Annotated in this window: 13 protein-coding genes and 1 tRNA gene; 6 read left to right on the forward strand and 8 right to left on the reverse strand. The window is 64.3% G+C overall.

All coding sequences use genetic code 11. The features are described 5' to 3' along the window. Nucleotides 1-90 precede the first annotated feature (90 nt). The gene (locus tag NTH_RS15470) at nt 91-2307 is read left to right on the forward strand and encodes a putative bifunctional diguanylate cyclase/phosphodiesterase (protein ID WP_338530852.1); all 2217 of its coding nucleotides are present in this window, start codon (nt 91-93) and stop codon (nt 2305-2307) included. A gap of 343 nt (nt 2308-2650) precedes the next feature. Here NTH_RS15470 and NTH_RS15475 read toward each other — a convergent pair whose 3' ends face one another. Further along, a complete protein-coding gene (locus NTH_RS15475) occupies nt 2651-4549 on the reverse strand; it encodes a DNA/RNA non-specific endonuclease (RefSeq protein WP_338530853.1) in 1899 nt (632 codons plus the stop codon). Nucleotides 4550-4914: 365 nt separating this feature from the next. On the opposite strand from NTH_RS15475, the gene NTH_RS15480 reads away from it, so the two are divergent. Beyond that, a complete protein-coding gene (locus tag NTH_RS15480; RefSeq protein WP_338530854.1) occupies nt 4915-5145 on the forward strand; it encodes a hypothetical protein in 231 nt (76 codons plus the stop codon). A 148-nt stretch (nt 5146-5293) separates the two neighbouring features. On the opposite strand, the gene NTH_RS15485 is transcribed toward NTH_RS15480, so the two are convergent. From NTH_RS15485 to NTH_RS15510, 6 genes are all read right to left on the reverse strand, one after another. After that, nucleotides 5294-5416 (reverse strand): hypothetical protein, encoded by a 123-nt coding sequence (locus tag NTH_RS15485; protein WP_338530855.1) that lies wholly within the window; start codon nt 5414-5416, stop codon nt 5294-5296. 10 nt (nt 5417-5426) lie between these two features. Beyond that, complete coding sequence (locus NTH_RS15490; protein WP_338530856.1) at nt 5427-5867, reverse strand: DUF411 domain-containing protein; 441 nt, start codon at nt 5865-5867, stop codon at nt 5427-5429. A gap of 28 nt (nt 5868-5895) precedes the next feature. Further along, nucleotides 5896-7368, reverse strand: coding sequence for a multicopper oxidase family protein (locus NTH_RS15495; RefSeq protein ID WP_338530857.1), 1473 nt, complete (start codon nt 7366-7368; stop codon nt 5896-5898). Between the two features lie 130 nt (nt 7369-7498). Further along, nucleotides 7499-7840, reverse strand: coding sequence for a hypothetical protein (locus NTH_RS15500; protein WP_338530858.1), 342 nt, complete (start codon nt 7838-7840; stop codon nt 7499-7501). A gap of 318 nt (nt 7841-8158) precedes the next feature. Further along, nucleotides 8159-9301: an aminotransferase class V-fold PLP-dependent enzyme gene (locus tag NTH_RS15505; protein ID WP_338530859.1), complete on the reverse strand. Its 1143-nt coding sequence runs from the start codon at nt 9299-9301 to the stop codon at nt 8159-8161. A gap of 16 nt (nt 9302-9317) precedes the next feature. Further along, nucleotides 9318-10361 (reverse strand): NAD-dependent epimerase/dehydratase family protein, encoded by a 1044-nt coding sequence (locus NTH_RS15510; protein WP_338530860.1) that lies wholly within the window; start codon nt 10359-10361, stop codon nt 9318-9320. Nucleotides 10362-10614: 253 nt separating this feature from the next. Here NTH_RS15510 and NTH_RS15515 point away from each other — a divergent pair, with 253 nt between their 5' ends. Further along, complete coding sequence (locus NTH_RS15515; RefSeq protein ID WP_338530861.1) at nt 10615-10992, forward strand: transposase; 378 nt, start codon at nt 10615-10617, stop codon at nt 10990-10992. Next, nucleotides 10913-11761 (forward strand): IS3 family transposase, encoded by an 849-nt coding sequence (locus NTH_RS15520; RefSeq protein WP_338531847.1) that lies wholly within the window; start codon nt 10913-10915, stop codon nt 11759-11761. The genes NTH_RS15515 and NTH_RS15520 overlap by 80 nt, the downstream gene beginning before the upstream one ends. A 222-nt stretch (nt 11762-11983) precedes the next feature. On the opposite strand, the gene NTH_RS15525 is transcribed toward NTH_RS15520, so the two are convergent. After that, a tRNA-Gln gene (locus tag NTH_RS15525) sits at nt 11984-12057 on the reverse strand. Between the two features lie 251 nt (nt 12058-12308). Here NTH_RS15525 and NTH_RS15530 point away from each other — a divergent pair. Continuing rightward, nucleotides 12309-13661, forward strand: a complete 1353-nt coding sequence (locus NTH_RS15530) for a Ppx/GppA phosphatase family protein (protein WP_422392404.1) — start codon at nt 12309-12311, stop codon at nt 13659-13661. Continuing rightward, the gene (locus tag NTH_RS15535; protein ID WP_338530862.1) at nt 13658-14392 is read left to right on the forward strand and encodes an RlmE family RNA methyltransferase; all 735 of its coding nucleotides are present in this window, start codon (nt 13658-13660) and stop codon (nt 14390-14392) included. The genes NTH_RS15530 and NTH_RS15535 overlap by 4 nt, the downstream gene beginning before the upstream one ends. The last annotated feature ends 25 nt before the right edge of the window (nt 14393-14417 follow it).

Here is a 14417-nt window from a genome sequence, read left to right on the forward strand (position 1 = left end):
GCCGGCGCGCGATGCTCCGTACCTTTACAAGTTATGCTTCCTTAACCTATCGCTGTCAGCGTCGGTTCTGAATTGTTGTGAACCGGACATATGCATAGCCTTTTCAGCGAACCCAGTCGCCGTCTGTTTCTCCTGAGGACCGTCGTTCCCATTTTCCTGCTCGCCATCGCCGTGACGGCGCTGGCCGCGTCGCTCCTGTATTGGGCCACGCGCGAGGCGGATCATGCCTCGATCGACCGCCAGCACCGGCTTGTCCAGTTCGTCGTCTCGCAGTTGCAGTCCCGGATCGCGCATGACCAGGAAAGCGTCACGGTGTGGGATGATGCCGTCGTCGCGGTTCGCGGGGGAAACACGCCCGAATGGATCGACCTCAACCTCGGCTCGTGGATGAACACCTATTTCGGACACGACGGCGCCTATGTCCTGGATCCCCGCGACAGGGCGATCTTCGCCTTTTCGGAGGGGGTCACGGCCGAAGGAACCTCGGCCTATGAGCTTTTGAGGCCGACGACGGCTCCCCTCGTCGACGCCTTGCGCGAGCGCATGCTTGCCGGCGGTGACGAGGGATTGACGGACAAGATACTGTCGCCCGGCGTCGCCGATCTGGCTATCGTGTCGGGCCGGCCGGCCGTGGTCAGCGTCAAGCCCATCGTCTCCGACAGCGGAGACATCGAGCAGCAGCCGGGCGAAGAATACGTGCATGTGGCGGTCCGGTACCTCGATGAGGATTTCATCACCGAGCTCAAGCGCGACTACCTCCTGGACGGGCTCAGATTCGCGTGGCAGGACGATGCCGCCGCGAACGAGGCATCGGCGCCGCTCATATCCTCCCTTGGCGACACGATCGGCTATTTCATCTGGCAGCCTTACCGGCCGGGTGCCGCCGTCCTGTCCAAGGTCGCCCCTGCGGTCCTTGCGCTGTTCCTGATCACCATGGCCGCGCTCGGCGGCTTTGTCTCCCTGCTGCGCAAGAGGTCGCTGAAGCTCAGCCAGAGCGAGGCCACCGTACGCCATCTTGCCCACCACGACATGCTCACCGGATTGCCCAACCGCGCGCAGTTCGACGGGCGTCTCAAGCGTGCGCTGCAACCGGTCCGCGGGCCTGGCGAGAGCGTCGCCGTTCTTTACCTCGACCTCGACCGGTTCAAGGAAGTCAACGACACGTTCGGCCACCCCGCCGGCGATGAACTCCTGAGGGAGTTCGCCGACCGCCTGCGCCGCCTCACCCGCGAGACGGACACCGTTGCGCGCATCGGCGGCGACGAGTTTCTCATTCTCCTTCCCGGCGTGTCCTCGCCGGACGGGGTGGAGGAGTTCTGCCAGCGGCTCATCGAGACGGCGCGGCATCCCTTCGATCTGTCCAGCACCCAGGTATTCGTCGGAGTGAGCGTCGGCGTCGCGCTCGCGCCGCAGGACGGGCTCGACCCGGTCGAACTGATGCGGCGGGCGGACGTCGCCATGTACCACGCCAAGCGGCTGGGCAGGAGCGAGTTCGCGATCTACGCCGACGAGATGGACAGCGACATCAATGCCCGGCGGGACATCGAGCGGGATCTGCGCAAGGCGCTCGAGACGCCGGGCCAGTTGTCCGTCCATTACCAGCCGCTCTTTGCCGCCGGCGATTTTCGCATTGCCGGCGTCGAGGCCCTTGTGCGATGGCGGCATCCCGAGCGCGGATGGATACCGCCCAGCGTTTTCATTCCCGTGGCCGAAGAGTCGGGCCTGATCGAGAAGCTCGGCGAATGGGTTTTGCATGAGGCCTGCACGACCGCGCGCGACTGGCCGGTCGATACGGTCGCCGTCAACGTGTCGGCCTTCGAGCTCTACAACCCGGCCTTTGCGGTTCGCGTCGCCAACACGCTGCTCTCGACGGGCATGAACCCGAAGAAGCTGGAGCTCGAGGTCACCGAAAGCGCGCTCTCGGACAGCCACGGCGCCTGCGAGCGCAACATTGCGGCCGTGCGGGACCTCGGCGTCCGGTTCTCCCTGGATGATTTCGGCACCGGGTTTTCCTCGCTCAGCAGGCTTCACGATTTCACGGTCGATCGGATCAAGATCGACCGGAGTTTCGTCGCCGGCTTCGGCAAGGCCAATGGCGACGAGGCCATCGTCCAGGCGATCGTGGATCTGGCACGCGCCATCGGGCTGAAAACCACGGCCGAGGGTGTCGAGACCGGCCCGCAGAGCGATTTCCTGAGGAGCATCGGCTGCGACGAGCTCCAGGGCTTCCTGCTGTCCATGCCGCTGCCGGCCGGCGAAGTCGAGCGGCTCTGGACGCAAACCGAGGCAAAGCGCGCCGCCACCTGAGCCGGCCCGCTGCGGGACCGGCCCGAAAATCCGAACCAGGGTTCAGTGGCAGATGCCGTAATTCTTGTTGCGGCGTGAAGGGAATGGCTGGTGAACCTGGGCGCGATCCAGGGCTGACGAAGTCAAGGCTCCGCAAACTGCCGCTGATTCTAAAGCGCTTTCCGCCCGAATTGGAAGAATAGGCGGTATGCAGTATCAGACAGTTACGGATGCTTTTCCGAGCATTTCGGACGATTCCAAGACGATGCGGAGAAGCCATTGTCGCAAGAACGGCGGTACCGGTCGAGGGCGCGGGCGGTCAATGCTGCCATCCATTCAGGCGCCAAGGCATCGGGCGGGAGGCTCAGAACCGCAGATCCGCCGGCGAAAGGATCTCGGCAATCCGCAGGCGCGGATCACGCAGGGCTTCGGTCTCCGCCGGGCTCGTCGCCATTTCCGGATGCGCCATGACATCGGCAGGTTCCAGCGCGGAGAAATCCAGCATCGTGCGCGTGGAAAGATCCGACAGCGTGACCTGGAAGATGCGGAACGGGTCGAGTTCGAGCCTTTCGAGATCGTGCAGGAGGTCGGCCTGGGAGAGCACGAAGGCGGAAACGCGTAAGGCGCCGTCGCTGCTCCTGTAGGCGATGAGTTTCCAGAAGCTGCGCGGAAGGAGCGCGTCGCGATATCTGGTGTCGTCGTCGGCGAAGATGGGTCCGCCGAAGACAGAGATCCGGATGTCCAGCGCGTCCGCCTGCTCGAGCGCCAGGTTTTCCAATTCGCCCCAAAGTCCCCTTCTGCTCGACTGGTTAAAGCGTTCGTGCTGGGGTGCGATGTTGGTGAAGAAAGACGAGTCGCGGTTGGCCTGGTCGGCCTCGGCCACCGGCCCCCAGCACAGATCGGCCCGCCGGGCGATGTGGCCGCGGTCGAGCCTGTTTCCGGCGTAAAGCTCCTCACCGAGTTGGTGCGCCGGCTCGATGCGCGGATCGAGCTTGAAGGCGCGGCGGGGCAGGATGACCCGGCGCGCGCCGTCCACGTTCCACGCCACGAAGCGCGCCATCCGCCGGCGCGCGCTCAGACAGACCGAGAAGTGGGTGTAGGGGATGGTCTGCGCGCGGCCGAAATTTACCGCATCCCGCTTGAGCGACAGCGACAGGCCGGGCATGGGCACACGGAGTCCCAGGAAGTCCGGGTCGTAGCCGGCGCGCGGCACCGCCGTCTCGATCCGGTCGTCCGGCAGAAGCTGCTCGGGCGGCGGCTCCAGAACGAAATCGAGCTTCTTCTGCACCGACAGGGCGTAGCAGGCGAGCGCGTGCTCGTCCGCGCTCGATTCCACTTCGCCGGCAAAATGCAGCCCGGCGAAAAGGTCGGTCGCCGCGCCATCCCGAGAAATGAGCCAGGCGGCACCTGAATCCCCGCCCATGCTGATTTCGCCATCTTCCCGCATGCGCTCGGGGTCCACGCCGATCTCGAAGCAGCCGATCACCCGCACGCCCGCGGGTGGGCCGTAATTGAGCCTGGCCATCACGTCGACGCGGCGAACGATGCCGTATGTAATGCCCGTCGTCCTGCCGGATTTCACCACCCGATCACCGAGCGCGACCCGCGCAAGCCTCTTCGGCACCACGTTGAGTTCGAGGACGCTGCGGTCGTAGCCGCGTGTGCGAATGCGGGCGAGCGCGCAATCGCCGGCCGCACCCAGGTGGCTGCGCAGAAGCTCGCCGCAGAAATTGCCTGCGAGATTGTTGTCGTCGAACGGGCCGGGCTGGACGATCGGGTCGCCGATCGCGCCGCGGTTTCCGTGCAGCACGTGCCAGTTGGAAAGGATGGAGGGCGCGCCCGTCGCCCGGTCGAAGACGATGAGGCCGATCGTGCCCGCCGTCTCCTCCACATGGGCGGCACTGATGCCGGGACGCATGGGGTCTGCACGCATGCGCCGCTCGCCCAGCGTCTCGGGCTCGACCACCTCGAAGGAAGGCCGGTAGTCGCGCTCGATCACGTCGGTCGGCACCTGCCGCCCCTCCACCTCGATCGTATCGGGAATGCGCCAGCTCCCCAGGCTCTCGATAGCGAACTCGCCCTTCTCGGCCACGGTGAACTGTAGGCAGACGGGGCCGGTGCCATTTTTCAAGCCGATGCCCACGGAGGTGATGTTTGCGTCCTTCAGATAGTCGGCGCCCTTGGTCCGAACATGCCGGCGCAACGCTTCCTCCAGGCCCTTGTCCCGTCGTCCCGCGCCTTTTCCTCTTCGCTTCTCCGCCACGGCCGCCTCCGCGTCTGACACCCAGATCACCCGCCTCCCATATCATTTTTGCGCCAGGACGGCGAGTTGTGGTGCCGGCCCGACAATCGCGGCCGGAAGCTTTGCAGGAAATCCCAAGTGGCTTGGCTTGCGGGCCCTGAGGCCGGCTTCATGGCAGGAGCGATGCGTACGATTAATGGCGCGTTTGGCGCTTGATCGCCAAGACGCCCGGGTAGCCGAAGCGTGCACGCCTCGCGTTGCAGGCTTTAGTGGAGGACAGTTGCGGGCTTGCACTTCATCAAAACAGGCCGCGCTCTTTCCGCGCGGTAGGTCCAACCGCCAATTTATGGTAGCCGGTCAATTTAATAGGCGAAGGAGTGCAAACCTTGAGCGAGCCGACCGTGACCGAAGCAATCGACAACATTTACGCATCGCTGCAATCGGACAATGCCGACATCGACGAACATATAGCGACCCTCAAGCGAGCACTGGCCCGGGAGGGCGCCAAAGAAGCCGTCTTCGATCCGACCAGGCTGGCACAAAACAACCGTTCGGGACGCAAGATGATGCAGGCCTATTTTCGGCAGCGCGGTGTGAGCGTGAAGTTCTCAACCTAGAGAACCACCCGCAGTGTTTGAGCGTTTGCTGCGGATGCGGGCAGACCACTTCACTGCGCCCGCCCGGCATGCGCGCCAAGGCCATGTCAATGCCAATCCCAGGCCAGCCGCGGCGACGCCGAAAATCGACAAGAGAACAGCCTCCTTCTCATCTGCCGCTGAAGAACAAATATTTGATCAATGCGGCAGCCGCGAGGATGAGCACGATGACGACAAGCAGCCACGCCAGGCCCATGCCGAACATCATCATTCCGTTCATGCCCTCCATCATCGGACCGTTCCTATTCCGTGGCGTAGACGCCGCCGACACCGCCGGATCTGTTAATTTCCAGCACCTCGAACGGGCCTTCCTTCGCACCGCCCATGCCGGGCGAACCCATGGGCATGCCGGGCAGCGTCACGCCCTTGATGTCGGGGCGTTCGGTCAGAAGCCTGTTGACCGTTCCCACAGGCACGTGGCCGCTCACGACGTAACCGTCGATGAAGGAGAGATGGCAGCCCTGGACGTCGTCGGGAAGGCCGGCCTCGCGGCTCATGGCGGAGAGCTCGTGCGTCGGCTTCACCTCAACCGCAAAGCCGTTTTCCCTGAGGTAATCGGCATAGCCTTCGCAGCATCCGCATTGCGGGTTCTTGTAGAGTGTGACGTCCCTATCGCCCGCCAGTGCCGGACCGGCGCTCGAGAGCAGGGCCGCCAGGACAAGGGTCTTCAAGATATTGCGCATTTGGGTTTTCCTTTCGGATTTCGGCTGTTCACGCGACGCGAATGATGCCCATCATGCCGCCCGCCTGGTGTTCGAGAACGTGGCAGTGGAACATCCAGTCGCCGGGATTGTCGGCGACAAAGGCGATCTCGACCTTCTCGCGTGGCGAAACCAGCACCGTGTCCTGACATTCGCGGTGCGGAGTGGGTTGGCCGTTGCGGGAAATCACCCGGAACGAGTGGCCGTGCAGATGCATCGGGTGATGCCACGCCGTCGCATTCGTCATGGCGATGACATGGCTCTTGTCCCGTGCGAGCGTCAGCATAGGCTTCATCACGTGACTGCCTGCATCGGCGGCGACGCCATTGATGAACCAGGCGCTGCTAGAGCTCATCATCGAATGCATGCCGCCCATCATGCCTCCCGGCGCGCCTGGCCCTATTTTCGCGCCCATCTCGGCGGCGATCATTTCGCCCATCATGCCGCCATTGAAGACGACCTCGTTGCGGGACGCGTTTTCGAGCTCCGGCTCCGGCAGCGGATTGTCTGGAAGAGTTATCGGCCAGTCGGGCGCGCGCTCCCGGAGCGGTGCATTGGCATAGGCGAGATCGACAAGCCGGTATTCCAGCCCCTCATAGAACCGGTCGACGACCGAAGCCCGGCTTCCCGGCTCACCCGTCATGTCGACGATCAGGTCGGCGCGCATGGCCGGCCCCAGCACCACCTGTCCGCCGTCCGGCGCGTGCGGCGTGACCGGCTGGCCGTCCAGCGCGACGACGATCGGCTTGTGGCCTGCAAAGTCGAGGCCAAAGATGCGGGCATTGGCGGCGTTGACGAGCCGCAGGCGGATGCGTTCGCCCTTGCTGACGGCAAAGCTGTCCGGCGTGCGGCCATTGATGGTGACCGTATTGCCGACGCGGCCATTGTGATGAACGTCGTGCATGTTGCCGAAATCGTCGCTGATCTGCGCCGACTTGGTCAGCCGCCAGTCGTCGAGCACCCAAATCACGTCCCGATCGACGCGCACCGGTTCATGCTCCTCGATGATCAGCGGCCCATAAAGCCCACGCCCGACCTGCTCAAAGCTGCGCTGGTGCGGGTGATACCAGAACGTGCCGGCGTCGACCGCGTCGAACTCATAGACGAAGCGCTCGCCCACTCCGATCGGCGCCTGGGTCAGATGCGGCACGCCGTCCATTGCGTTCGGCACGCGCACGCCATGCCAATGCACGGTCGTTTCTTCTGCAAGGCCGTTCTCCACCTCCACCCGCAGACGATCGCCCTGGCGGACGCGTATTTCCGGGCCGGGAACAGCCCCGTTGTAGCACCACGCCGGCGTTACGCCATATGGTTCCGGCACAAGCGGCACCCTACCGGGCGCAGCCCTCAGCCGGACCTCGCGCACCGCCGCGGCATTGGCCCCAGGCTGTTGGAGCAAAGGCAACATTACACTCGCCGCCCCTGCGGCCGCCGATGCGACAAAGGCTCGACGCGTCAGCGCCGGCATAGGAAATCTGGACATGGATCAATCATCCTGAAAGTCAGCCGATATTCGCATGCGATGTCGAGAAGACGCCTCATGCGGAACTGCGGTCGCTGGCGCAAGACCGCCAACGATCGTCGAGGTCGGCAGCGGGCGGGCCCGGCGGCCGTCAGCTAGAGCTGACGGTTCGAGGCGGGAAGGGATCTGGCGGGCCGGTGTGGCCGGCCATCTTTTTTAGTGGGGCAGTCGCTGTTTCGGCCGCCACGATCGGAAGCTCAACGCCAACCGCAACCGGAAGTGCTGCGAAAGGCACCAGGCAAGGCTGGCTGCACAACGGCACCTTGCCGTCGCCTCCCGGCGGACAGCCATCGCAGTTGCCCATATCTCCGCCGGCCATCGCATCATGCGGCATTGCCACCGACATGCTCGTCGCGCTTGCCCCATACACGATTGTGCCGGCCGCGAACACCGCGAGCAGGCCGATAGCGAGTATGCGTGCGAGCATGTCCATGAATCTTCATGCTAGCCCTTTTATGTTTCATGTCCAGACCCAAGCTGTTGCGGCTTTTGCCTGACCGGGGACCCCGTATTACTGCAAGGGATCAGATTGGGCGCACCGAACTGCGAGGGCGCTAACTGATTGGATGGAGATCGACGCGAAAGGTTCCCGGCGGCGAAGAGTCCACAGCGCATCCGTTCATAGACCCGCTCTTGGACCGTTGTTCGCGAAAGGGGCCGACAGCGGACCAACACCGGGCCGGTCCCCGACAAGCGGCCATTCAGCTGACGACCAGATTCTCGGAGGGCCATAGTTCGGTCGGTTCACCTATCACCGCAAGGCAGTGTTCCACATCCTCCTCCCGCATGCCCGTGTGAACCGGCAGCCGCAGGAGACGCCGCCAGGCTTGTTCGGCACCGGGTAGCGTGCGTGGACCATAGCCCATCTCCCGCGCGCGGGGGACAGGTGCAACGGCACGTAGTGCTGGCGGCAGTCGATGCCGTTGCTCTGCAAATGCGCCATCAGGCTTGCCGCGGTGGCTTCGTTCCGCGCCAGCGCGGCAATGAAATGGAAGTTGGACCTTGTCGCCGCATCGGTCCGTAGGATGGCGAAGGGCAGGGCCATTCGTTCGAGACGCTCGATCATCCATGTTGCGATACGCCTCCTGTGGGCGAGGTTTTCCTCCAGGGCTTCGAACTCGGCCATCAGGATCGCCGCCTCGAACTCCCCCGGTTGGAAGCTCGACCCTGGGCTTGTCCACTCGTAGAATGCCTTCTCGCCAGACCTGACACGCGCATGATCGGTGCCGCGCTCCACGATCATTGCGACCCGCTCCAGCAGTGCCGGATCGCCGGCATTGACGATCAGCGCGCCGCCCTGGCCGCAGGAGACCACCTTGGTCTCGTGGAATGAGAATGCGCCGAAGGTGCTGAACGTGCCTGGTGCCCGTCCGCCGCGTGTCGATCCGAACGCCTGCGCCGCATCTTCGATGACATGAACGCCGTGCCTTCGTGCGATGGCGCATATTGCTTCCATATCCGCCGATGCGCCGCCGTAATGGACCGCCACGATCGCCCTGGTCCGGCGGGTGATGCGGCGTTCGAGATCTTCGGGATCGATCATCATCGTGGCCGGATCGATGTCGCAGAAAACGATCCGCGCGCCGGCCCGCTCGAATGCGGTGGCGGTGGCGCAGAAGGTGAATGTGGGAACGATCACCTCGTCGCCGGGGCCGAGCCCGAGCGCCAGGGCGGCCATCTCCATGGCCCCCGTGCAGGAATGGGTGAGGATGGCCTGTTCGGCGCCGGTGTGTTGCACCAGCCACGCTTCAGCCTCGCGGGAAAAGGCCCCGCCGGGGCGCAAGCTGCCGGAAGACAGCACGTGGCCGACATAAGCGGCCTGCCGGCTGGAGCGATGTGGGACATGGAAAGGCAGTCGGCGGCTTGCCGGAACAGCTTTGACAATCGCATTCATGAACGGCTCCAGTCTTTCAGGCGACGCGGGCGGTCGGCCTCAGCTCATATGCGGGCGACAGAGGCGGCACGTGGCCGAGCCGGAACCGTGCCATGGCGTTGGCTGTCTCCCGCACGGATTGGCGAAAGCCCTTGCGCGGCTGAAAGCCGAGCCCGGCCAGGCGTGCACCATCGAGCATATAGGCAAGGTCATTGGCTGGTCGGTCGGCGACATGGGTCAGGCTGCAAGGACTGCCTATGACATCCGCCACGATCTGCGCCACCTGCCTCACATCAAAACTCTCCGCGCCGGCGACATTGTAGGTGCCGTTGCGCGCGCCCCTTTCCAGCACCAGTCCGACCGCTGCCACCAGATCGGAAACGGCAAGGAAGGTCCGCTGCTGGCGCCCGTCGCCCTCCACCGGGAATGGCGCTCCTGCCATCGCCTTGGCGATGAAGCATGGCAGCAGCTTCTCGCGATGCTGGCGCGGGCCTATCACATTGCTGGGGCGCAAAATGGTGACATCGAGCCCCTGCCGGCGCATGGCCTCCGCTTCCCCCTCTGCCGCAACCTTGGAACGGGCATAGGGGCTGGAGGGCGCAAAGGGCGCTGCCTCGTCTGCGGCTGACAGGCGGCTGCCATAGACTTCGTCGGTGCTGAAGTGAATGACCCGGTCGACGCCCGCATGCAACGCTGCATCGAGCACATTGCGCGTGCCCTGGCGGTTGACGCGGTCGAAGAGGCCCGGATCGCGGAAGGACCGAGGCACATGGCTTTCCGCCGCCAGGTGAAAGACGAGCGCGCCGGGCTTCATCAGCCGGCCGAGCAGGCTGCGGTCTTCGACAGAACCTCTGACGATGGTCAGCCTTCCCGTCGATCCAGCTTGCGCCAGATGGAGCGGATCGGCGGCATAGGTGAAGGCGTCCAGAACGGTGACCGTGGAGCGAGGATGCCGGGAGAGCAGCGCATCGACCAGATGCGAGCCGATGAACCCGGCGCCGCCCGTCACCAGGATTGCCGGTGGCTCATTCCGGGGCAGATCTGCGCCTGAAGAGCGGCCGCGTGTGTCATTGTCGGGCACGATTTTCCCTGCCGATGTGATCAGACCATCTCAAAGAGGCGTCGGGGCAAAATCCATGCCATATGGCGGTTTTGGGAGTGTGCTAAATCCTACGCCAGATGTGGAACTTCAACAGGTTGTCCTAGGTCGAAAGAGCGAGTCGACCGATTGGCGGTTCTGACTTCAGGTTGCCCATGTGTGGAGTGCGCCCCTGAGGGTGGACAGATCGGACTGAAGGATTGACCAGCCTGTCGGGTTTTCGGAGAGAAGACCCATGGCAAGGCACCGCAATCACAGCATCCAGTTCAAGCGCCAAATCGTGCAGGAGTATTTCTCCGGCGAGTCACTTCACGGCCTGGCGAGGCGTTACGACATCGCGCGCAACCTGATCCGCATCTGGATCCGCAAGCATGAGGAAGGCGCCTTTGACGAGGATGTTGAGGCCGTAGATCTGATTCAGGAATACGAGGCCCGGATCGCGGCCCTTGAACGGCTCGTCGGCAAGCAGGCTCTCGAGCTGGAGTTCCTAAAGGGGGCTCTGAAAACGCACAGCGGCCGAAAAACGCGACTACATCCGTCATCACCGGCCCGGTGGCCTCTCCGTCGCCGAAGGATGCCGGCTGATGGGGATTGCGCGCTCGACTTACTATGACCACCCCCAGAAACAGGCCGACGACACTGCGATCGTGGAGGCGATGTTCGCGATCTGCGACGAGTTCGAATTCTACGGCTACCGTCGTGTCGGCGCCGCCCTGCGGCAACAGGGCCTTGTCGTGAACCACAAGAAAATCCGGCGCCTGATGCGCGAGCATGATCTGCAGCCCAAGCTCCGGCGGCGCTTCGTTGTCACTACCGATAGCGATCACGACGGCCCAATCTTCCCCAACCTGGCAAAGGACTTTGTGTCGACCGGCCCAAACCAGCTTTGGGTCTCCGACATAACCTATGTGGCTGTGCCGGGCCGCTTCACTTACGTCGCCATCATTCTCGACGCCTGGTCGCGTTTGATCGTCGGCTACGCCATCGGCCGCTCGATCGACGCGCGCCTCACGATCACAGCCCTGACTGCAGCTATCCAGCGCCGAAAGCCGATGTCGGGCTTGATCCATCATTCCGACCGCGGTGGGCAATATGCGGCCGCTCTCTACCGTGAGACGCTGAGCCGCAATGGCCTGATCGGCTCAATGGGGCGCCGGGGCAATCCCTATGACAACGCCAAGGCCGAAAGCTTCATGAAGACGTTGAAGATCGAGGCGGTCTATCCCATGGCCTTCGAAAACTTCGAGGAGGTCGCAGAATACCTTCCCCACTTCATTGAGGAGGTCTACAACAAGCGCAGGCTCCATTCGGCGCTGGGATATCTCAGCCCGCAGCAGTTCGAGGATCAACACATCCGGCAGACTGGCAAAACAGCAGCCTGATCAGTGTCCACCCTCAGGGGCGCACTCCACTGAGAGGGGAGGAAATTCAAGTTCTCTCACGGAGATTTGAATCTACGCTTCATCAAAAGCCGTGCCCCGGTAAGGGGCAGGGGCTTGTGGAACTCCGGCCGTTACTGTTCCACTTCCATGCGCCGGAAAACTGTTCCGGTTGCAATTTCCGCGGATCGCTTAAGTTATTGTGATTAATATTGAAACAGACGATGGCTGGGGAACCTGGATTCGAACCAGGACTAACGGAGTCAGAGTCCGTGGGTCTACCGTTAACCTATTCCCCAGCAGATCCGCATGCCGCAGCGGGGCTGCGGCGCGGGATGGCTTGGTATTTATCGATGCAGGCAAAATAGTCAACCCCGCCTTTGGCTTCAACCCCGTCGCCTTGACATTGCTGTGCGGACGGGAATGGGCGGGTATTTCTGCTCGCCGCTCTTGGTCATCGGGCCCGTCGCTGCTAATCTCGTCATAACGAGCGAGATGAAGTGTCGGCAGGTGCGCCTTTGGCGGCGCCCGCGACACGGAAGGAAAAGCGGTGGACGACCACGAGGAATGTGACGCGCCACCGGTCGCGGAGCTTGTCAATGATGGTGCTCCGGCCCCGATCGGCGCAGCGCCTCCAGACGGCGCCCGGCGGGGTGGAGCGGCAGACAGGGCGACGGGCGCGGCGATCGAAACGGCCGGCGGAAGCGGGGCAGACGCTGCAGATGCGGCTCCCCCGCGCAAGCGCAAACGCCGCAGAAAGCGCGGGCGGCGGTTTTTCGTGCGCGACGCGGCGGCACGCGAAGCAGCGGTCCCCGATGCGCCTCCGGCGATCCGGCAGCAGGACGAGGCGAGCAGCCGTCGCCGGCAAAACTACGCCGCCCGCCTGTCCGCCGACCGGGATGGCGAGGCGCTCTACGCGGCGCTCGACCTTGGCACCAACAATTGCCGGCTGCTGGTTGCCACGCCGGGCCGGCCGGGGCGGTTTCGCGTCGTCGACGCGTTTTCGCGCATCGTGCGGCTGGGCGAGGGGCTTTCGGGCTCCGGCCGCTTGTCGGATGCCGCCATGGACAGGGCCGTGGAGGCGCTTGGCGTCTGCGCCTCCAAGCTGGAAGGCCGGCAGCTCGACGGCCTGCGGATGATCGCGACGGAAGCGTGCCGCGCGGCCGAGAACGGCGAGTTCTTCATCGAGCGGGTCCGCCGCGAAACGGGCCTCGAGCTCGAGATCATCGACCGGAAAACGGAAGCGCGGCTGGCCGTTTCGGGCTGCAGCTCGCTGGTCACGCGCGAAACCGACGGCCTCGTGCTGTTCGATATCGGCGGCGGCTCGTCGGAGATCGCGCTCATAGATCTGTCGCGTCATCGCACGCCCCGTCTGGCCGACCATATCGTTTCCTGGACGTCGCTTCCGGTCGGCGTGGTCTCGCTGGCCGAGCGCTTCGGCGGCCGCCATGTCACGCCCGACAGCTTCGAGGCGATGATCGTCGCGGTGACCGAAATGCTGGAGCGCTTCGACGGGCGCGGGCAGCTCGCGCATCTGGCCGCGGGAAAGCGTTTCCACCTCCTGGGCACGTCCGGCACGGTGACCACGCTCGCCGGCGTTCATCTGGGGCTGGCCCGCTACGACCGCCGCCGGGTGGACGGGCTGTGGATGGAGCGCGAGCATGTCGACAGCATGATCGCGACGCTGCTTTCCTGGGATTTCGATCAGCGCAGGGCCAATCCCTGCATTGGCGAGGAGCGTGCGGACCTGGTGCTTGCCGGCTGCGCGATCCTGGAGGCGATCCGTCGCCATTGGCCCTCCGAGCGCCTGCGCGTGGCCGACCGCGGCCTGCGTGAAGGCATGCTCAACGAGATGATGGCGCGCGACGGCGTGTGGCGCCGCGGCAAGCGGCAGCAGTCATGAAGAAGGACGCCAGGCCCGGCTCGGGCGCCCGCGCGCTGAAGACCCGCGTGAAGAAGAAGCGCGGCCTGAAGAACTCCTCCCGCCGCTGGCTGGAGCGGCATCTCAACGACCCCTATGTGCACCGGGCCCAGGCCGAAGGCATGCGGTCGCGGGCGGCCTACAAGCTGTCGGAGATCGACGACAAGCATCATCTGCTGGCGCCCGGCATGAAAGTGATCGATCTGGGCGCCGCGCCCGGCGGCTGGTGCCAGGTCGCCGCCGAGCGCGTGAAGTCCGACCCCGCCCGGCCGAGCGTTGTCGGCATCGACTATCTGGAGATGGATCCGGTGCCGGGGGCGGCGGTTCTCCAGATGGATTTCCTCGACGACGAGGCGCCCGCCCGCCTGTTGGAGGTGCTGGGAGGCCCGCCGGACGTGGTCTTGTCCGACATGGCCGCGCCGACCACCGGCCACCGCCGGACCGATCACATCCGCACCATGCATCTTTGCGAGACCGCTGCGGACTTTGCCATCTCGGTTCTGAAGCCCGGCGGGCATTTCCTGGCGAAAGCCTTCCAGGGCGGCGCCGAGACCGCGCTTCTCGATCAGCTCAAGCGCTGCTTCAAATCGGTGCATCACGTCAAGCCGCCGGCCTCGCGCGGCGAATCGGTCGAACTCTACCTTCTGGCGAAAGGATTCAAGGGCAGGTCCGGAGACGGTGCCTCCGGCACGGGCGATGGGGAAGAAGCATGATCCTGAAGAGCAAACACCGGTTTTC

Source organism: Nitratireductor thuwali (assembly GCF_036621415.1).
GTDB lineage: Bacteria > Pseudomonadota > Alphaproteobacteria > Rhizobiales > Rhizobiaceae > Chelativorans > Chelativorans thuwali.

Excerpts from the sequence above, each read along its gene's own strand:
- NTH_RS15500 (WP_338530858.1), bottom strand. The coding sequence starts at position 7,840 with ATGGACATGCTCGCACGCATACTCGCTATCGGCCTGCTCGCGGTGTTC.
- NTH_RS15485 (WP_338530855.1), bottom strand. The coding sequence starts at position 5,416 with ATGATGGAGGGCATGAACGGAATGATGATGTTCGGCATGGGCCTGGCG.
- NTH_RS15505 (WP_338530859.1), bottom strand. The coding sequence starts at position 9,301 with ATGAATGCGATTGTCAAAGCTGTTCCGGCAAGCCGCCGACTGCCTTTC.
- NTH_RS15490 (WP_338530856.1), bottom strand. The coding sequence starts at position 5,867 with ATGCGCAATATCTTGAAGACCCTTGTCCTGGCGGCCCTGCTCTCGAGC.
- NTH_RS15515 (WP_338530861.1), top strand. The coding sequence starts at position 10,615 with ATGGCAAGGCACCGCAATCACAGCATCCAGTTCAAGCGCCAAATCGTG.
- NTH_RS15495 (WP_338530857.1), bottom strand. The coding sequence starts at position 7,368 with ATGTCCAGATTTCCTATGCCGGCGCTGACGCGTCGAGCCTTTGTCGCA.
- NTH_RS15470 (WP_338530852.1), top strand. The coding sequence starts at position 91 with ATGCATAGCCTTTTCAGCGAACCCAGTCGCCGTCTGTTTCTCCTGAGG.
- NTH_RS15535 (WP_338530862.1), top strand. The coding sequence starts at position 13,658 with ATGAAGAAGGACGCCAGGCCCGGCTCGGGCGCCCGCGCGCTGAAGACC.